The organism is Martelella sp. AMO21009 (assembly GCF_053484295.1).
In genome coordinates, this window is sequence record NZ_JBAKFR010000003.1 from 343,010 (window position 1) to 361,573 (window position 18,564).

16 protein-coding genes are annotated in these 18,564 nt (G+C 63.5%); all 16 read right to left on the reverse strand.

Features of this window, described 5'->3' with window-relative positions:
- Nucleotides 1–142: 142 nt before the first annotated feature.
- The 16 genes from miaB to V6766_RS05935 all read right to left on the reverse strand — a co-directional run bounded on the left by miaB (nt 143) and on the right by V6766_RS05935 (nt 18,542).
- Nucleotides 143–1,513, reverse strand: coding sequence for a tRNA (N6-isopentenyl adenosine(37)-C2)-methylthiotransferase MiaB (gene miaB, locus V6766_RS05860; protein ID WP_448464501.1), 1,371 nt, complete (start codon nt 1,511–1,513; stop codon nt 143–145).
- A 61-nt stretch (nt 1,514–1,574) separates the two neighbouring features.
- Nucleotides 1,575–2,360 (reverse strand): lysophospholipid acyltransferase family protein, encoded by a 786-nt coding sequence (locus tag V6766_RS05865; RefSeq protein ID WP_448464503.1) that lies wholly within the window; start codon nt 2,358–2,360, stop codon nt 1,575–1,577.
- Nucleotides 2,361–2,369: 9 nt separating this feature from the next.
- Nucleotides 2,370–2,798 carry a Fur family transcriptional regulator gene (locus V6766_RS05870; protein ID WP_448464505.1) on the reverse strand — a complete coding sequence of 143 codons (429 nt, stop codon included), beginning with the start codon at nt 2,796–2,798 and terminating at the stop codon, nt 2,370–2,372.
- 60 nt (nt 2,799–2,858) lie between these two features.
- Nucleotides 2,859–3,347 (reverse strand): GNAT family N-acetyltransferase, encoded by a 489-nt coding sequence (locus V6766_RS05875; RefSeq protein ID WP_448464507.1) that lies wholly within the window; start codon nt 3,345–3,347, stop codon nt 2,859–2,861.
- Nucleotides 3,348–3,660: 313 nt separating this feature from the next.
- Nucleotides 3,661–4,314 carry a tRNA (adenosine(37)-N6)-threonylcarbamoyltransferase complex dimerization subunit type 1 TsaB gene (gene tsaB, locus V6766_RS05880; RefSeq protein WP_448464509.1) on the reverse strand — a complete coding sequence of 218 codons (654 nt, stop codon included), beginning with the start codon at nt 4,312–4,314 and terminating at the stop codon, nt 3,661–3,663.
- An 8-nt stretch (nt 4,315–4,322) separates the two neighbouring features.
- Entirely contained in the window at nt 4,323–4,889 is a 567-nt protein-coding gene (locus tag V6766_RS05885; protein WP_448427453.1) for a NifU family protein, read from the reverse strand.
- Between the two features lie 111 nt (nt 4,890–5,000).
- Nucleotides 5,001–5,492, reverse strand: a complete 492-nt coding sequence (locus V6766_RS05890) for a universal stress protein (protein ID WP_230720634.1) — start codon at nt 5,490–5,492, stop codon at nt 5,001–5,003.
- A gap of 226 nt (nt 5,493–5,718) precedes the next feature.
- A complete protein-coding gene (gene trpS / locus V6766_RS05895; RefSeq protein ID WP_448464512.1) occupies nt 5,719–6,780 on the reverse strand; it encodes a tryptophan--tRNA ligase in 1,062 nt (353 codons plus the stop codon).
- Nucleotides 6,781–6,878: 98 nt separating this feature from the next.
- Entirely contained in the window at nt 6,879–8,444 is a 1,566-nt protein-coding gene (gene murJ / locus V6766_RS05900) for a murein biosynthesis integral membrane protein MurJ (RefSeq protein WP_448464514.1), read from the reverse strand.
- Entirely contained in the window at nt 8,441–11,365 is a 2,925-nt protein-coding gene (locus V6766_RS05905; RefSeq protein WP_448464516.1) for a [protein-PII] uridylyltransferase, read from the reverse strand. The genes murJ and V6766_RS05905 overlap by 4 nt, the downstream gene beginning before the upstream one ends.
- A 54-nt stretch (nt 11,366–11,419) precedes the next feature.
- Nucleotides 11,420–14,152, reverse strand: a complete 2,733-nt coding sequence (gene mutS / locus V6766_RS05910; protein WP_448464518.1) for a DNA mismatch repair protein MutS — start codon at nt 14,150–14,152, stop codon at nt 11,420–11,422.
- 361 nt (nt 14,153–14,513) lie between these two features.
- Complete coding sequence (locus V6766_RS05915; protein ID WP_448464621.1) at nt 14,514–15,377, reverse strand: GNAT family N-acetyltransferase; 864 nt, start codon at nt 15,375–15,377, stop codon at nt 14,514–14,516.
- A gap of 289 nt (nt 15,378–15,666) precedes the next feature.
- A complete protein-coding gene (gene lspA / locus V6766_RS05920; RefSeq protein WP_448464520.1) occupies nt 15,667–16,155 on the reverse strand; it encodes a signal peptidase II in 489 nt (162 codons plus the stop codon).
- Nucleotides 16,152–17,009 (reverse strand): TrmH family RNA methyltransferase, encoded by an 858-nt coding sequence (locus V6766_RS05925; RefSeq protein ID WP_448464522.1) that lies wholly within the window; start codon nt 17,007–17,009, stop codon nt 16,152–16,154. The genes lspA and V6766_RS05925 overlap by 4 nt, the downstream gene beginning before the upstream one ends.
- Nucleotides 17,006–18,109, reverse strand: coding sequence for a class I SAM-dependent methyltransferase (locus V6766_RS05930; RefSeq protein ID WP_448464524.1), 1,104 nt, complete (start codon nt 18,107–18,109; stop codon nt 17,006–17,008). Before V6766_RS05930 ends, V6766_RS05925 begins: the two co-directional genes overlap by 4 nt.
- Nucleotides 18,110–18,194: 85 nt before the next feature.
- Nucleotides 18,195–18,542 carry a LapA family protein gene (locus V6766_RS05935; RefSeq protein ID WP_448427444.1) on the reverse strand — a complete coding sequence of 116 codons (348 nt, stop codon included), beginning with the start codon at nt 18,540–18,542 and terminating at the stop codon, nt 18,195–18,197.
- Nucleotides 18,543–18,564 lie beyond the last annotated feature (22 nt).

Sequence of the window (18,564 nt, forward strand, 5' to 3'; positions counted from 1 at the left end):
TTCAGTCAAAGACAGAAGGAAAACGGCAGAAATGTGAGTCTCTGTTCGCCAATCAAGCTTCATATAGGAAGGCTAATCGCGATTCTCAACTTTGTGAAGCGATTTGTATTTCGCCCCGACAAATTCATCGGACTGTCATCAATCAGGCGATCCGCACGCCGGCGAGGCTGTTGGTGGCCGCATCGGTGATGCGCACCCGCACCAGATCGCCGATCTCGGCCTCTCCGCCATCAATCACGACGGATTGCAGCCAGGGCGAACGGCCGATGAGCTGGCCGGGATTGCGGCCCGGCTTTTCCAGCAGGATACCCATCTCCATGCCGATCCGCGATTGCGCGAACTCGAACTGGTGGCGGGTGAGCATCGCCTGAAGCCGCTGCAGCCGATCGGCCTTTTCGGCCTCCGGCACCTGATCGCCAAGCTCCGCGCCGGGCGTACCGGGGCGGGGCGAATATTTGAACGAGAAGGCCTGGGCGTAGCGCACCTTTTCGACAAGCGTGAGCGTCGCCTGGAAATCCTCCTCGGTCTCGCCGGGAAAACCGACGATGAAATCCCCCGACATCGCGATATCCGGGCGGGCGGCGCGGATGCGCTCGATCAGCGCAAGATACTCCTCCGCCGTATGGCGGCGGTTCATGGCCCTCAGGATACGGTCGGAACCGGCCTGCACCGGCAGGTGCAGATAGGGCATCAGCTTCGGCAGGTCGCGATGGGCCTGCATCAGCCGGTCATCCATGTCGCGCGGATGGCTGGTGGTGTAGCGCAACCGCTCGATGCCGTCGATTTCAGCAAGGTGGAACAGCAAATCGCCAAGGCCCCAGTCGGCGCCTTCGGCGCTCTCTCCATGCCAGGCATTGACGTTCTGACCGAGCAGCGTGATCTCGCGCACGCCGTTTTCGGCAAGCCGGCGCGCTTCATCGACAATCTGTTTCGTTGAGCGGGAGATTTCCGAACCACGGGTATAGGGCACAACGCAGAAGGTGCAGAACTTGTCGCAGCCTTCCTGAACGGTCAGGAACGCCGAAACATTCTTCGGACGAACGCCGCGTTCCTTCTTCGGCAGATAATCGAACTTGTCCTCCACCGCATATTCGGTATCGACCACGCGCTCGCCGGTCTTGGCCTTGCGCAGCGCCTCCGGCAGGCGATGATAGGTCTGCGGACCGATGACCACGTCGACATCCGGCGCGCGGCGGAGGATTTCCTCGCCCTCGGCCTGAGCGACGCAGCCGGCGACGCCGATCATCGTTTCACGGCCCTGCTTCGCCCGCTCGGCCTTCAACTCGCGGTAGCGCCCGAGCGCGGAATAGACCTTCTCGGCAGCCTTTTCGCGAATGTGGCAGGTGTTGAGCAGGATGAGGTCGGCATCCTCGATCACCTCTGTCGGCCGATAGCCGTCGGCCGCCAGCGCCTCGCCCATGCGTTCGCTGTCGTAGACGTTCATCTGGCAGCCATAGGTCTTGATGAAGACCTTGCGCTGATTGTCGACCGGAAGTGTTGTCTGTTCGCTCATGGCGGCCTTTTAACGCGCTTTGGCCGCGGAGAAAATGAAAAAAGACAAAATCAAAAAATGGTCAGCGCCCCCGCAGCCGCTCGGCAAGCAGCTTGCGCATACGCGCCTCGACTTCGGCCGCAGCCTCCTTGCGCCGGGTCCCGGCATCGAACACCACGGGCTCGCCGAAACAGACATCAACATCGAGCGCGCGCGCCTTGATGACGCCGGCAAGCGAGGGCAGCATCTCGACATCGCCGGGCCAGGCCACGATCGGGCGCAGGAACCGCCCCATCGGCAGCCCCCTGATGCCGGTATAGGCGACCGCCACCGGCTGAACATGGACCTTGCCCGTGGGTGACAGCGGAACGGCGGAGGATGCCGCGCCGAACAGCGAATATTTGATCGGATAGATCCGGTTGCCGTCCGAGGTCGTGCCCTCCGGAAACAGGATGATGATCTCGCCGCCGGCAAGCCGATCGGCGATCGACCCCACCTGCCGACCCGTGCCGCGCTTGTCGGCGCGCTCGATGAACACCGAATTCTGCAGCCGCGCGAACAGGCCGAAGATCGGCCAGGTCTTGACCTCCGACTTGGCGATGAAAGAGACCTCCGCCACCCGCCCCAGCACCACGATATCGAGCCAGGTGGTGTGGTTGGCGGATAGCAGCAGCGGGCGCTGGCGCTCGATCTCGCCATGGACATGAATGCGAATGCCGAGCACGAAACAGGCGACGACATGCCAATAGCGCGGCAGCTTGCGCGCGATCTTCCAGCCGCGCCACAGCGCCAATATCTGCAATGGCGACAGGACAAGCGTGGTGACGAACAGGACGAAGGCGACGTAAAAATAGCGCAGATAGATCATGCGCCCCGCCTATTCGCCCCTGCCCTTGATCGGGACGCCGTAAAGCTCGAGCCGGTGATCGACGAGCTTCAGGCCATATTCGCGGGCGATCCGCTCCTGAAGCGCCTCGATCTCGGGCGAGTGGAATTCGATCACCGCCCCGCTCTTCAGGTCGATCAGGTGGTCGTGATGCTCTTCGGGCAGGGTCTCGTAGCGCGAGCGGCCGTCGCGGAAATCATGGCGGGCGATGATGCCGGCATCGTCGAACAGCTTCAGGGTGCGGTAGACGGTCGAGATCGAGATGCGCGAATCAATCAGCGCGGCGCGGCGGTGCAGTTCCTCCACGTCCGGGTGGTCCTCCGCCTCCTGCAGAACGCGCGCCACGACCCGGCGCTGCTCGGTCATGCGCATGCCGCGTTCGGCGCAGATTTCCTCAAGCGTTTTGGTCAGATCGTTCATAGAGAGCGCACCGGCGGTTGAGGCCGGCAATGCCGACCGAGCGTCGTTCACGGTCTCGGGTTAGCCGAGATCGCGCCGCATGACAAGCGCGGTGGTCCGCGTCCCGTCGTCGTGGGTGTAGTAGGCCTTTCGCCGACCGACCTCGACAAAGCCGAGCTTGCGATAGAGCGACAGCGCCGCGGCGTTTTCTGCCGAGACCTCAAGCAGCATGGCCTCGGCCCCCATCGCCCGCGCCTCCTGCATCGATGCCACCATCAGCCGCCAGCCGAGACCGTTTCTGGAAAACTGCCGATCGACGCAGATCGTGAGGATCTCCGATTCGTCGCCGACGCTGCGCGCCAGGACGAACCCGGCCGCCTCCGCCACCCGGCGGTTCGGCCGCGCGATATGGCCATAGACCGGGCTTTGCGCCAGAAGCTTGCGGAACTCCCCCGCGCTCCAGGACGGAGAGAACCGCTTGCGATGCAGATCGGCGGCGAGGGTGAGATGCTCCTCCTCGAGCGGGAAGAGATCGAATTCAGTGTGGCGTTTCAGGAAGGAAGGCAGCATGCGGCGCCTCCCTTGTGACCAAAATACGCGCGACTGGAGAGGGATCGATCAAGGGCATCAAGCGTCCTCGCCGATCTCATCAGCAATAAGACGACACGCGGAGGTCGGAGCTTGCTCCCGATACTCTCTCCCGCTGGCGGGAGAGATGCCCCGAAAGGGGCAGTGAGGGTGGAGCAGCGTGTCAGTCTTTTGAGGGCGCCCGTGTGGATGCTCTCCCCCCTCACTGTCGCTGTCGCGACATCTCTCCCCTCCGGGGCGAGAAGATTGGGGGGCTGTGCGGCTGATGTGTGGGCGAGAGGCATAAGCGGCCTCCTCACGCGCGGGCGACGGCGAAGCCGAGTTGCGGCTTGGCGTCGGGGGCGCGCAGATAGAGGGGTGAGACAGGCGGGCCGGGCTCAGTGCTTGCGCCGAGCATGGCGATTGTTTCGATCGTCACGCTGTCTTCCGGCATCGGCTCGGCGAGACCGGCGACGATGGCGCCGGTTCCGACCGGGAGCGCCGCATGCCGGTGGGCAATCGCTGAGAGATCGTCATAGACATGGGCGGCGGGCTCGGTCAGCGGATTGCCGTCTGCATCGAATACCTGCGCGAAGGCTTCGCCGCGACGGGCGTCGAGCGTCGCCATCACGGCGCTGTCCGGCCGGGCCATGCGATGCTGATACGCAATGGAAGCCAGCGAGGACACGCCGACGCACTCGGCCTTCACCGCCAGCGCCAGAGCCCGCGCGGCGGCCACGCCGATGCGCACGCCGGTGAACGAGCCCGGACCGATATTGACGGCGATGCGGTCGATATCCGCGGGCTTGATGTCGGCCTCAGCGAGCGCTGCATCGATCACCGCCATCATCCGCTCGGCATGGCCCTTGCCGATGGTTTCGACGCACCGGCCGATGACTGAGCCCGAGGCGCAATCATATACCACGGCCGAGCAATCCGCCTGGGCCGTATCGAGCGCCAAGATCAGCATTGCAATCCTCAGACGGCTTCGACTTCCCGCACTTCGGGAACGAAGTGATGCAGAAGGTTCTGGACGCCGTGCTTCAGCGTCGCCGTGGATGACGGGCAACCCGAGCAGGCGCCCTTCATGTTGAGAAACACCGTGCCCTCGCGATAGCCGCGGAAGGTGATGTCGCCGCCATCCTGGGCGACGGCCGGGCGAACGCGGGTTTCGAGCAGTTCCTTGATGGTGGCGACAATGGTCTCGTCGCCTTCATCGAAGAATTCCTCGTCGCTGTCGGGATCGATCGCGGGCGAAGCGCCCTCGGCCATCACCGGCGCCCCGGACAGGAAATGCTCCATGATCGCGCCGAGAATCGCGGGCTTGAGGTGCTGCCACTCGGGCGCGCCCTTGGTCACGGCCACGAAATCATAGCCGAACATCACGCCCTCCACGCCGGGCACGGCAAAAAGCCGGGTCGCGAGCGGAGAGACGATGGCATCATCGGCGCTGCGGAAATCGGCATTACCGGCTTCCATGACAACGCGTCCGGGCAGGAATTTCAGGGTCGCGGGATTGGGCGTCGTTTCCGTCTGGATGAACATATCCATCTCCAAATCAGTTCGGGCGGCTGGAGCGCGTCCAGCGGACACCGGTTTGCGCCGGCAATGCCCGTTTTGTTCCTATATCGGCCTTCGGGCGGGCAAACGCAAGGGTCAGCAGAGCGCATCGATATCGGCGTCGTCCAGCCCGTCGGGCAGAACGGTGACCGGTATCGTGAACGCATTGCCGCGTCCGGCAAGCATCGAGACCAGCGGTCCCGGCCCTTCCTTGGCCGGGCCGGCGGCCAGAACCAGGATCGCGATATCCCGGTCTTCCTCGACCGCGGCATTGATCTCCTCGGCGCGGTCGCCCTCGCGGATCACGATTTCCGGATCAATGCCGATCGCCTCGCGCACATTCTCGGCGGCGCGGTTGGCAATCGTCTCGGCCTCCTCGCGCGCCTCGGCGCGGATGATTTCCTGAACCCCGATCCACTCCTGCGCATCGTGCTGCGGAATGATGTAGCACAGCACCAGCCCGCCATTGGAATTCTTGGCGCGGCGGCCGGCATAGCGCACGGCGCGGATGCATTCGGGCGTATCGTCCACGATGGCCATGAATTTTCGGCGATGTCCGGCCTCGCCGGAAAGACGTTTGGAAACCATTGTGTCACCCCACCAATCTCAAGAAAGCCCGCGCGGCTGTTGAAGACAAGACTGCGGCTGGAGCGCGTCCGCGAGGAAAACGCTCCATCCCATCGCTTTCGCCGCATTCCGGCGGAGGTCGGGCGTTTCCGCCCGACTGCAGAATGCGGCAGGCCGGGCCGGCCCATGCCGGTGGCCAAGCGAACATCATATCATAGATCGCAGAAAATCAAGCGCCAGAGACCTGTCAGAGCAGACCGACGATCTCGTGAACGTCCTTCATGGTCTTCTGCGCGATGGCCCCTGCCCGCTCGCCGCCATCCTTCAGGACCGCGTCGATATGGCCCGGATCGGCGTTCAGACGCCGCATCTCGGCGGTGATCGGTGCAAGCACGGTAACGGCAAGATCGGCCAGCGCCGGCTTGAACTGCGAGAACTGCTGGCCGCCGAATTCGGCAAGCACATCGGCCTTGGTGCGATCCGAAAGGGCCGCGAAAATGCCGACGAGATTGTCGGCCTCCGGCCGTCCCTTCAGGCCCTCGACCTCGCTCGGCAGCGCATCCGGATCGGTCTTGGCCTTGCGAATCTTGCGCGCGACGGTGTCGGCATCGTCCGTCAGGTTGATGCGCGACAGATCGGACGGGTCCGACTTCGACATCTTCTTGGTGCCGTCCTTCAGGCTCATCACCCGGGGCGCCGGCCCCTCGATCAACGGCTCCACCATCGGGAAGAAGGCATGCACCGGCTGATCGCCAACGGTGATGTCGACGCCGGTTCCGGTCGCGCGGATTTTCTTCTCGAAATCGAGATTGAATTTCATCGCGATATCGCGGGTCAGTTCCAGATGCTGCTTCTGGTCGTCGCCGACCGGCACATGGGTGGCGCGGTAGACAAGAATGTCCGCCGCCATCAGGCTCGGATAGGCGAGCAGGCCGAGCGAGGCGTTTTCGCGGTCCTTGCCGGCCTTGTCCTTGAACTGGGTCATCCGGTTCATCCAGCCGATGCGGGCGACGCAATTGAAGATCCAGGCAAGCTCGGCATGCTGCGGCACCGCCGACTGATTGAACACGATGTGCTTTTCGGGATCGATGCCGGCGGCGAGATAGGCGGCGGTGATCGCGCGCGTCTGCCCCTTCAGGTCCTCATGCACAAGCTGCGCGGTGATCGAATGCATGTCGACCACGCAATAGATGCAGTCCATCTTGTCCTGAAGCGCCACGAATTTTCTGAGCGCGCCCAGATAATTGCCGAGATGCAGATTGCCGGTCGGCTGGACGCCGGAGAAGATTTGCGGCTTGAATTCACTCATGTCAGTTCTCTTTCGGACGGGTGGAAGGCCCGGTTCATCGGGTTTTGCTGGCAGCGCTTATGCACCGCGGCGCGCGGCGCGTCAAACTGAGAAGCGGCTTACCCCCTGCGACGCCGGACAAGCTTCATGATCAGCGCCCGGTTGACCCCGCCGGTGGCGAGCACGAGGCCGAAATAGACCGCCATGGCGATCGCGATCAGGATCGCGACACCGCCGAGCTGCTGCATGAAATGCGCCCCCGGCGCAAACCAGGCGGAAAGCTTCACCGCCGTGAATTTCACCGCCGCCGCCATCGCCGCGCCGCTCAGGACGATCAGCGGTATGCGGCGCATCAGCAGGCTGTCGAACTTCAGATGACCGGAGATCACGAGCGTGGTCGCCAGCAGAACCACATTGGTCCAGCCCGAGACCACCTCGGCAAGCGCAATGCCGCGTTCGGCGAGGATCGGAAACAGCGAGATGGCGAGAACGGAATTGATTGCGACCGCGATCATGGTGAACCGCATCGGCAGCTTGGTGTTCTCGCGGGCATAGAAAGCAGGCTGCAGCGCCTTGGTGAGCGCGAAGGCCGGCAGGCCGAAGGCATAGACCGTCATGATTGCCGCCACCAGCGTCGTGGTCTCCGGTGTAAACGCGCCGCGCTCATAGAGCACCCGCGTGATCTCGGTCGAGATCATCATCAGACCGAACGCCGCCGGGACCGTCAGGAACAATACGAATTCGATGGTGCGGTTCTGGATGTGGCCGGCTTCCTTGAAATTGCCGCCCTTCAGGGCCCGCGACAGTTCCGGCAGCAGAACCACGCCGCCCGCCACGCCGACGACGCCGAGCGGAAGCTGGTAGAGCCGGTCGGCATATTGCAGCGCGGAGATCGCGCCGTCCTTGCCGGACGCCACCGCCTGGCCGATCAACTGGTTGATCTGGATGACGCCGCCGGTGACCGCCGCCGGCACGGCGAGCGCAACGAGCCGCCTGATCTTCGGCGTTATCTTCGGCATGCGCAAGGTGAATCGCATGCCGGCGCGCCGGACGTCGAACCACACAACGGCAAGCTGGATGATGCCCGCGCCAAGCACGCCCCAGGCAAGATATTCCGCCATCATCTGCGGATCCGCCTTGACCCAGACGCCATAGGCCAGCACCGCGATCAGCACGACATTGAGAAACACCGGGGCGATCGCGGCGGCGAAATAGCGGTGCAGCGAATTCAGCATGCCGCTCATCATCGCCATCAGCGACATGCAGATCAGATAGGGAAACATCACCGATGACAGCCGTACCGTCATCTCGAACTTGTCGGCATCATCGGCAAAGCCGGGCGCGATGATGAAGCGCACCAGGAGCGGCATCGCCAGCTCCATCACCACGGTGATCAGGAACAGCGCCGTGAACAGAACGCCGAGAACCTGCTCGGCGAAGCGCTTGGCGCCGTCGACCCCGCTTTCCTCGATCTCCTTGGAAAACAGCGGCACGAAGGCGGCGTTGAATGCGCCTTCGGCAAACAGCCTGCGAAACAGGTTGGGAAAGCGGAAGGCGGCGTAGAACACGTCGGCCATCGGGCCGTTACCAAGCGCTGCCGCCATCATGGTTTCGCGCGCAAAGCCGAACAGACGGCTTGCGAATGTGGCGCCGCCGACGGTGGCGAACTTGCCGACGAGGCTCATTTTTCGCGCCCGTCCTTTGCCTCGACCCGGCGCGGACGCGTGCCGTTTTCGGCCGGCAGCAGCATACCGGGCGGCATGCCCCTGCGGTAATCGTCGCCCTTTTCCTCAAGCACCGCCTTCATCCTTTCGACGATCGCCGCCTGCCGGCTTTCGCTGGTGATCTTGGCGCCGACGAGATCGGTCACGTAGAAACTGTCGATCACCTTCTCGCCGAAGGTGGTGATCCGCGCGGTCTGGATATCGAGCGAAAGCTCCGACAGCGTCTGGGTCACGTCGGCAAGCAGTCCGGTGCGGTCAAGGCATTCGATCTCGATCACCGTGAAGATATTGGAGAGCTTGTTCGACACCGAAACATGGGTCGGCACCGAGAACGGCCGCACCGAGCGGCGCTCGCGCTGGCGCGCGGCGATCAACTGGTTGAGGTGCTTGCGGCCCGACAGCAGGTCCTCGATCAGCTTGCCGATCGTGTTGGCGCGGCGCAGCTCATCGGCGTCATCGTCGAAGGCGCGGTTCAGAAGGATGGTGTCGAGCGCGCGGCCATCCGTGGTGGTGAAGATCTGCGCATCGGCGATGTTCGCGCCGGTCGCGGCACAGGCGCCGGCGATGATCGACAGCAGCCGCGGATGGTCCGGCGCCAGAAGCGTGAGCTCGGTGATGTCGTGGAACGCGTTGGTGCGCACCATGGTGGAGAACAATTGCCGCGACTTGTCGGCCTCGCGGATGAAGCGGGCATGGCGGACCTGGTCCTCCAGCGGCACCGAAAGAAGATAGTTCTGATACTGCAGATTGGCATATTTGCGCCGCTCTGCATCTTCCCAGCCGCTCAGCGAATCCTCCAGCAACTCGATGGCGCGCTCGGTCCGCGCCTTGCGGGAAACGGCCGAGAAGCCGCCGGAAAGCAGGATCTCGGTTTCGTAATAGAGCGTACGCAGCAGCTGCCCCTTCCAGCCGTTCCAGACATCCGGCCCGACGGCTCGAATATCGCAGACTGTCAGGATCAGCAGGAGGTTGAGCCGTTCGAGCGACTGGACCTTGTCGACGAAATCGACCACGGTCTTGCGGTCGTTGAGATCGCGGGTCTGCGAGGTCATCGACATCAGCAGGTGATGTTCGATCAGCCAGGCGACCTGTTCGGTCTGCTTCGCCGTCATCCCGAAGCGCGGGCAGAGCTTGCGCGCAACCCGTGCGCCGGCAATAGAGTGATCTTCCTTGCGGCCCTTGGCGATATCGTGCAGCAGCACCGCGACATAAAGCACGGTCCGGTCCTCGACCGACTGGATCAGCCTTGCGGCCAGCGGATGAAGCTCCGACTCGCCGCCGGCATTGTCGATCTCCGAGAGCACGGCGACCGCGCGGATCAGATGCTCGTCGACGGTGAAATGATGATACATGTTGAACTGCATCATCGCGACGATGCGGCCGAATTCCGGAATGAACCGGCCAAGCACGCCGGCCTCGTTCATACGCCTCAGATAGAGCGCAGGATCGTTGCGCGAGGTCAGGATCGACAGGAATAGCCGGTTGGCCTCCTCGTTCTCCCTGATCTCGGCATTGATCAGCGACAGCGAGCGGGTCACCACCTTCAGCGCGTCCGGATGGAATTCCAGGTCGTTGATCACCGCGACATAGAAGAAGCGGATGATGGCGACCGGGTCCTTCTTGAACACGTCCGGCTCGGCGAGCGCGATCCTGCCGCTGTCGGAGACGAATTCGAGCGAGCCCGGTATCTTGCGCTGGCGCTTGTAGAGCTTCGACCAGACCACCTGCCCGATCGTCGGCGAGGCCTTGGCCTGCTGCTCTTCCAGATCGGAGCAGAAGATGCGGGTGAGATCGCCGACATCCTTGGCCACCAGGAAATAGTGCTTCATGAACCGTTCGACTGCCGAAAGGCCGGGCCGGTCCTGATAATCGAGGGCGGCGGCGATTTCGGCCTGCACGTCGAAGGTCAGCCGCTCCTCGGCCTTGCCGGTCAGGAAATGGAGGTGGCAGCGTACCGTCCACAGGAAGTCCTCGGCGCGCAGGAACAGCTTCAGTTCCTGGCGCGACAAAACGCCGAGCTCCACAAGCTGGGCGGTATCACGCACGCGATAGTAATATTTGGCGATCCAGAACAGCGTGTTGAGATCGCGTAATCCCCCCTTGCCCTCCTTGACGTTTGGCACCACGAGATAGCGGGTGTCGAAGGATTTCTGGTGGCGCTGGTCGCGTTCGGCAAGCTTGGCGGCGATGAAATCCGGGCCGGTATCAGCGACCACTTCCTTGTCGAAGCGCCGCTCCAGCGTGTTGGCCAGCGCCTTGCGCCCGGTGATGTAGCGCATTTCCAGGATCGAGGTGCGGATGGTCATGTCCGCCTTGGAGAGTTTGATGCATTCGGTCACGCTGCGGGTCGCATGGCCGACCTTCTGGCCCATGTCCCAGAGCATGTAGAGAATATATTCGATCGCCTTCAGCGTATCGGCCCGGTCGGTTTCCTCGATCAGGAACAGAAGGTCGATATCGGAGCCCGGCGCCAGCGTGTCGCGCCCATAGCCGCCGACGGCGGTGATCGCGAATTCCTTGCGGGTATCGGGAAAGATCGTGCGGGTCACCAGATCATGCAGCGCGATCAGCATCTGGTCCTCGAGCCAGGAGATGCGCCGCGCGCATTCCAGCCCGCCGCCATCGGCCTTCAGCAGTTCATAGGCGCGGGCGCGGCCTGCGGCGTTGACCTCCTTCAGCCGCGCCAGGATCGCCTGACGCGTCGCATCCGGATTGCCGTCATTCTTGCGCGCGATCGCGCGCAGCTCATTGCGCAGCGCCGCAGGCTCGAACACCTCCGTCATGGCATAGGAATCGGCTTGTGGCGGCGCGCCTTTCACGGTGTTCTGCGCCGTACGTTCGCGCTGTTCCGGTGTCCGCTGCTCTGCCCTTTTTGTCTGCATAGACCTGCCTTTTCATCGGCGGTTCTCGCGCCGCCGCTGGTGTCTTAAAGCAAATCACTCATCAATGGAAACGGCATCCTGCAATTTCCGCTTCAGCGCGTAGAGCGTTTCCAGCGCCTCGCGCGGGGTCATGTCGTCGGGCCGAATGTCGGCAAGCATGGCCTCAACCTCGGACGCCTTCGGCGCGGGCTCGGGCGCGCGCATAGCGGACTGGAACAGCGGCAGATCATCGATCAGGCTGGCCGCCGGGTTCTTGCGATCGGCATCCTCCAGCCGCGTCAGCACATTCTTCGCGCGCTTGACCACGGCGGCGGGCAGGCCAGCGAGGCGCGCGACCTGGATGCCGTAGGAGCGATCCGCCGCGCCCGGCCCGACCTCGTGCAGAAACACGACATCGCCCTTCCACTCCTTGACCCGCATCGTTGCGTTCACAAGGCGCGAAAGCTTTTCCGAAAGCGCGGTCAGCTCATGGAAATGGGTCGCGAACAGGCCCCGGCAGCAATTGACGTCGTGCAGATGCTCGACCGCCGCCCAGGCGATCGACAGCCCGTCGAAGGTCGCCGTGCCGCGCCCGATCTCGTCGAGGATCACCAGCGAGCGCGGGCCCGCCTGATTGAGGATCGCCGCCGTCTCGACCATCTCGACCATGAAGGTCGAGCGCCCGCGCGCCAGATCGTCGGATGCGCCGACGCGCGAAAACAGCCGGTCAACGATGCCGATATGGGCTCTTGCCGCAGGCACATAAGCGCCGATCTGGGCCAGAATCGCGATCAGCGCATTCTGGCGCAGGAAGGTCGATTTACCGCCCATATTCGGGCCGGTCAGCAGCCAGAGGCATCCGTTTTCGCCCGTCACCGGCGACAGCGTGCAGTCATTAGCCACGAACGGCCCTGCCGATTGCTTGCGCAGTGCCTGCTCGACGACGGGATGGCGTCCGCCCTCGATCTCGAAGGCGGTGGTGCCGTCGACCTGCGGCCGGCAATAGGCCTCCGCCTCCGCCAGCACGGCAAGACCGGCCGACACATCGATGACGGCAAGCGCATGGGCGCCCTGCTTCAGGCTTTCGGCAGCCGCCACGACATTGCGGCGCAGCTTCTCAAACGCTTCCAGCTCGATCGCCAGCGCCTCGCCCGCGGCATTGGCGATTCGGCTTTCGAGGTCGGCAAGCTCGGCGGTGGTGAAGCGCATCGCGTTCGCCATGGTCTGGCGGTGGATGAACTTCGCCTTGGCCGCATCGCCCTCGGTCAGCGCGCGGGCATTGCCGGCGGTGACCTCGATGAAATAGCCGAGCACGTTATTGTGCTTGATCTTCAGCGCCTTGACGCCGGTTTCATCGGCATATTGCGCCTGCAGCCCGGCAATGATGCGGCGGGACTTGTCGCGCAGCCCCCGCGCCTCGTCGAGCGCATTGTCGGCACCCTCGCGCACGAAACCGCCATCGCGCTTGAGGAGCGGCAGCTCCTCGTCAAGGGTTGCGGCGAGTTGCTGCTCGAGATCGTGCGGCAGGGTCTGAAGCGATGCCAGCGCAGCGGAGAGTTCGCCCGGCAGGTCTGCGCCGGACAGCACATCGGCGATCGCGCGGGCAACGGTGAGGCCGCGCTGGATTGCGCCGAGATCGCGTGGGCCGCCGCGGTCGAGCGCGAGCCGCGACAGGGCGCGTGGCATGTCGGGAAGCTGCTTCAGATGGTCGCGCACGGCATCCGAGCGCGCGACATCGGCAAGAAAGAAGCCCACCGAATCGAGCCGCGCATGGATGGTGTCGACGTCCGTCAGCGGCGACATCAGCCGCTCGCAGAGAAGGCGCGCGCCGCCGCTCGTCACCGTGCGGTCGATCGCCTTCAACAGTGAACCGTCGCGCCCGCCGGCCATGGTGCGCACCAGTTCGAGATTGGAGCGGGTGGCGGGGTCGATGAACATCGCGCCGGACGCGCCGTCCTGCTCGGGAATGCCGATCGGCGGGCGTTCGTTGATCTGGGTCTTTTCGACATAGGCGACGGCGGCAGCGGCGGCGGAAAGCTCCGGCCGCGAAAACCGCCCGAAGCCGTCAAGCGTCGCGACGCCGAAGAACCGGCCAAGACGGTCCTGCGCGGTTGCGCCATCGAACAGCACGGCCGGCTGCGGCGAGACGGCGCGGCCAAGAAGATCAAAGATCGGGCGCAGCTTCTCATCGGCAAACACGGTGTCGGCGACGACCAGTTCGCGCGGTTCGATGCGCATGATATCGGCGGCGAGCCTCCCTTCGGAGGAGGCGCAGACGCGGAAGACGCCGGTGGAGATATCGATCCAGGCAAGGCCGTAATTGCTCTCCCCCTCGCCGCCCTTCACCCGCGACAGCGCCATCAGGTAATTGCTTTCGCCGGGCGCAAGCAGCTTGTCCTCAGTGATCGTGCCGGCCGTCACCAGCCGCGTGACGTCGCGCCGCACCACGGATTTCGAGCCGCGCTTCTTGGCCTCGGCCGGGTCCTCGGTCTGCTCGCAAACCGCGACCCGGAAGCCGAGGCCGATGAGCTTCTGCAGATAGTCGTCTGCTGCATGAACCGGCACGCCGCACATCGGAATGTCGCGACCGAGATGCTGGCCGCGCTTGGTGAGCGTGATCGACAGCGCGCGGGCGGCCTCGACGGCGTCGTCGAAGAACAGCTCGTAGAAATCGCCCATCCGGTAGAACAGCAGCAGATCGGGGTTTGCCGCCTTGATCTCGATATACTGCTCCATCATCGGCGTCGCCGATGCCCGGCTTTCCTCGGAGATCAGTTCTTCGGTCGGAATACGATTATCGTCTGCCACGGCGCACGCTCGAAATGAAGGGAATTGCCCTCTTCATCTGTCACGATTTTTTGCGGCTCGAAAGTGTCGGCGGCAAGAAAGCTGGGCAAAACGTGATGGTGGAGGTTGGTTGAAAGCGGCCCAACGCATTCTTGCTGAGAGTTCAGCGGACTTCTGGGGATATGTTGCCGCCGGGGCTTGGCAGCACACAATCTCTCCCCTTGAGGGAGAGATGCCCCGACAGGGGCAGAGAGGGGTGAAACCTTTCGGCAAATTCGGAGCTTGGGGCTTATGCCCATACCCCTCTCTGTCGCTTTCGCGACATCTCCCCCTCAAGGGGGGAGATTGTTGGGGGGCTATGCGGTCACTCTTGCGGAAACCTTCAGCTCGCGAACCGACCGGCGTCGGCGCCGTAGTAGTTCAGGTAGCGATCAGAGATCGAGCTGATGGGAAGCACGATCAGCACGTCGGTGGTGTTGAAGGCGTGATCGATGACCGCTCCCTCGCCCACCATCGCGCCGAGGCGCAGATAGCCCTTGATCAGCGGCGGCAGGCCGGTGAGCGCGCGCCGGCCCGAGGCTTCTTCGGCCGGCAGCAGATTCATGTCGACGGCCAGTTCAGGCCGGGCGGCAACCGCCCAGTCGCCGGTGGCGCGGGCATTGTGATGCAGGAAGGACAGCGCCATGGCGTGGTCAGCGGGATCGGTGCCATGGAACGAGGCGCAGCCGAACATCACGCCGATATCGTGTTTCAGCGCATAGGCCCAATTGCCCTGCCAGAGCAGTTCCACGGTGCGCTTGCTGCGGTAGTCCGGCAGCACGCAGGAACGGCCAAGCTCCATGAAGCGGACTTCGGGATGGCGGGCGACGAGGTCGGCGGTCTGGAATTCTGAATCGGAATAGAACCCGCCATGCTCCATCGCCACTTCGTGACGTAGCAATCGATAGGTGGCGACGATCTGGTCTTCCGGTTCGCCTTCGATCTTGTGGTCGACCACCAGAAGATGGTCGCAGATATCGTCCCAGCGGTCGAAATCGCGCTTCGCCCGCATCGCGGCGTCCGGCAAACGCGCCTGCATCTCCTCAACGAAAACGCGGTAACGGATGGATTGAGCGGCATCGATTTCCGCCGCGGTCTCCGCAATCCGGGTCTCCATGCTGCCGATGCGGCCAAGCACGTTGTTACCGGCCACCGCGATCGAAGCGTCTGCTGGGACCGATGGTTGCAGAAGATCAAGGACTTCCATCGTCATCGCACGTTCCGGATCATTTGTCTTGGGTGTCATAAAGCACTTTACTGCGACAGGTTCGTGACAGCCGCATCCCGTATTCTGAGGGCGGGAGAAGGTCTGGCTCAACGCCTCCCCGCGCCGTTTCCGTGCTATCCGGGCAACCGCCCGACTGGAAGAAACTGTAATACATGGCGGTGGCCAGGTCCAGCCGCTTTTGACGAAACGCCAATAACGGGGTCAGGCCAGAGGGCCTTTCAACTCATTGAATGGCAAGGTTTTCTGCTAATATACCCGCCGCTGACCCTCAGGCCTTGTCCTTGCCCGATCCGTTCAGCAGGAACTCCTGGATGAAGATCATGACGGCGCCGACGGTGATGTAGCTGTCGGCGAGATTGAAGATCGGAAACGTCCAGTCGCCGACATGGAAGCGGATATAGTCGACGACATGACCATAGATGAAATGATCGAGAATGTTGCCGAGCGCGCCCGAAACCACCAGCGCAAAGCCGATCAACGCGAACACCTGCCCCGGCGCGGTCCGCCGCCAGAGATAGATCACAACCGCCACGATCGCCAGCCGCATCGCCACCAGCGCCCAGCCATTTGTGTCGGAGAGCAGCGAGAACGCGATCCCCGGATTGTAGGTCTTGAACAGGCCAAGAAAGGGCAGCACGTCATAGGTTCGGTGCAGCGGCAGATAGACCTCAACCGCGAATTTGATCGCAGCGTCGAGCAGAACGGCAATCACGATGAACAGGACCGCGGGACCCGGGCGGGAAAGCGAAAACTTCATCGGCCAGGCTCCTCAAGCGACAGAAGATGGCGGCGCGCCTCGTAGAGCATCACCGCGGTGGCGACGGCCAGATTGAGCGAATCGGCCCTGCCCTGCTGGGGGATGCGCGCAAGCCTGTCCGCGCCCTCGGCAAGTTCGGGCGGCAGGCCCTGCTGCTCATTGCCCATCAGCAGCACGATCGGCTTCTTGGTGTAATCGATGGTGCGGTAATCGACGGAGCCGGCGAGGTGCGTGGCGACGATTTCCGCGCCGCTTTTCCTCGCCCAGTCCAGAAAGGCCTTCGGCTCGGCGCGCGAGACCGGCAGCGCGAACACAGAGCCCATCGTCGCCCGCACCGTTTCCAGCGAAAACGGATCAGTGGTCTCGCCGACCAGGATGATGCCGGACGCACCGGCCGCATCCGCCGTGCGGATGATGGTGCCGAGATTGCCCGGATCGCGCACCCGGTCGAGCGCGATATAGGTCTCGTTCTTCTGCGGCGTGATTTCAGAGAGCGGGCGGTAATGGCTCTCGAAAACGCCGGCGACCATCTGCGGATTGTCGCGCCGCGTGATTGCGCCGAGCACCTTTTCGGAGACTTCGAGCACCAAACCGCCGGAAGCCACCGTCTTGGCGGCGGCCTTTTCCACCGGCGCCTTGCCCTTGGCCGCCTTGGCGTAGATCAACGTGCGGATCGTCCAGCCAAGTTCCAGCGCATCGATGATCAGCTTCAGACCCTCGGCCAGAAAGGTGCCGCTTTCCTCGCGGTGCTTCTTCTGGCTGAGCGCCCTGATATCCTTGATGATCGGGTTGGAGAGGCTGGTAACCTCCTTGACCGTGCCGACGCGCGGCGCGCGTTCCTTCTCGAAGCTCATTGTGGCAACCACCGCGCATAAAGGGATGTGGAGAGCGCCCTGCCCGGCTCGGTTCCGGAAAGCCCGCCCTCGCGGATGACGAGTTCGCCCGATTCGACCACGCCGCCGAAGCCGCGCATGGTCTCCATCATCAGTTCGTGGATCGAGTAGAAGCTGGCGCGGATCGAATAGGCCGTCAGCACCAGACCCAGCGCATCGGGCTTCAGAATCGCGCGGCAGAGATCGAGCATGCGCGGCAGGTGCTCGAACAACTGCCAGACCTCGCCATTAGGACCGCGGCCGAATTTCGGCGGATCGGTGAGGATGATGTCGTAGTGGTTGCCGCGCCGCTCCTCGCGCTCGATGAACTTCATCGCATCGTCGCAGATCCAGCGGATCGGCTTGTCGTTGAGGCCCGACAGCGCCTGGTTCTCGCGCGCCCAGCCGATCGCCTTCTTGGAGGCATCGACATGTGTCACCTCGGCGCCGGCGCTCGCGGCCACCAGCGAGGCGACGCCGGTATAGCCGAAGAGGTTCAACACTTTCGGCTTTGCGCCCCCGCGCTTTCCGGCAGTCTCCAATACATCCCGCATCCACTGCCAGTGCGCGACCTGTTCAGGAAACACGCCGACATGGCGAAAGGCGGTGAAGCGGCCGAGAAAATCGATATCCATGATCCGAAGCGGCCAGGTCTCGCCCAGCGCCGCCTTCGGAAACATCCACCGGCCCATGCCCTCCTCATCGGTATCGCCGGTAAACACCGCATCGGCGTTCGCCCAGACCTTCTCGTCCAGCAGCGGCGGCCACAGCGCCTGCGCCTCGGGGCGCACGATGCGATAGTCGCCATACTGCTCGAGCTTCAGCCCATGACCGCTGTCGATCAGGTGAAAGCCATCGGCCGATACCGATTCGAGAATGTGAGGAATGCGCTCGGCCGGTCGCTCGCCGGGCTTCATCGCAACCCATTGCGGCTCCGGCTGGCTTCTCTTGCGCTCGGCCGGTTCGCGAGCCTCGTCGCGGCGGCGTGGAGCCTGGCCACGCGCGGGCTTGGACGACGGCGCGTTGCGACGCTCGCTCCTGCCGGGCTTGCGGCGTGTCTTGTCCTGTTTCGGAGGCGTCATGAGAGGCCGTTATCCCGGATTGGTCGGAAGCTCGCGGTTTATCAGCCCTGCCGGGAAAATGGCAAGTCTTGTCGGCTGCGCCGCCTCAGGCCGAGGGTAGCCTGTCGAGCGGACGGGTCTGCGGCAATTCCGCGGGCTGGGTCTTCTGGCGATCGGCCTCGGCGCGCCACTGTGCGGCCTCGCGCTTCTTGGCCTTGGCGGTCTTGCGGTGCTTGCGCTGGGAAAACCATGTGGCCAGCGACCCGAAAACGAGGCCCAGGATGAAGGCGATGAAGATATAGACGAAGAACGGAGCGGAGACGGAGAGCACCTGATCTGCGGCATTGAAGGGGTTGAGCGCCATGGTCACCGACTGGCGGTTGGCCACGCAAAGCACGATAAGCACGACCCCGATCGGCACCAGAATGAGAATGTTGATCAGTTTTTTGGTCATGATGCGCGCCCTGTTCTTAATT

Bases quoted from the DNA above. Each gene is read 5' to 3' on its own strand.
- miaB (WP_448464501.1), bottom strand. From the start codon at position 1,513: ATGAGCGAACAGACAACACTTCCGGTCGACAATCAGCGCAAGGTCTTC.
- V6766_RS05865 (WP_448464503.1), bottom strand. From the start codon at position 2,360: ATGATCTATCTGCGCTATTTTTACGTCGCCTTCGTCCTGTTCGTCACC.
- V6766_RS05870 (WP_448464505.1), bottom strand. From the start codon at position 2,798: ATGAACGATCTGACCAAAACGCTTGAGGAAATCTGCGCCGAACGCGGC.
- V6766_RS05875 (WP_448464507.1), bottom strand. From the start codon at position 3,347: ATGCTGCCTTCCTTCCTGAAACGCCACACTGAATTCGATCTCTTCCCG.
- tsaB (WP_448464509.1), bottom strand. From the start codon at position 4,314: ATGCTGATCTTGGCGCTCGATACGGCCCAGGCGGATTGCTCGGCCGTG.
- V6766_RS05885 (WP_448427453.1), bottom strand. From the start codon at position 4,889: ATGTTCATCCAGACGGAAACGACGCCCAATCCCGCGACCCTGAAATTC.
- V6766_RS05890 (WP_230720634.1), bottom strand. From the start codon at position 5,492: ATGGTTTCCAAACGTCTTTCCGGCGAGGCCGGACATCGCCGAAAATTC.
- trpS (WP_448464512.1), bottom strand. From the start codon at position 6,780: ATGAGTGAATTCAAGCCGCAAATCTTCTCCGGCGTCCAGCCGACCGGC.
- murJ (WP_448464514.1), bottom strand. From the start codon at position 8,444: ATGAGCCTCGTCGGCAAGTTCGCCACCGTCGGCGGCGCCACATTCGCA.
- V6766_RS05905 (WP_448464516.1), bottom strand. From the start codon at position 11,365: ATGCAGACAAAAAGGGCAGAGCAGCGGACACCGGAACAGCGCGAACGT.
- V6766_RS05915 (WP_448464621.1), bottom strand. From the start codon at position 15,377: ATGGAAGTCCTTGATCTTCTGCAACCATCGGTCCCAGCAGACGCTTCG.
- lspA (WP_448464520.1), bottom strand. From the start codon at position 16,155: ATGAAGTTTTCGCTTTCCCGCCCGGGTCCCGCGGTCCTGTTCATCGTG.
- V6766_RS05925 (WP_448464522.1), bottom strand. From the start codon at position 17,009: ATGAGCTTCGAGAAGGAACGCGCGCCGCGCGTCGGCACGGTCAAGGAG.
- V6766_RS05930 (WP_448464524.1), bottom strand. From the start codon at position 18,109: ATGACGCCTCCGAAACAGGACAAGACACGCCGCAAGCCCGGCAGGAGC.
- V6766_RS05935 (WP_448427444.1), bottom strand. From the start codon at position 18,542: ATGACCAAAAAACTGATCAACATTCTCATTCTGGTGCCGATCGGGGTC.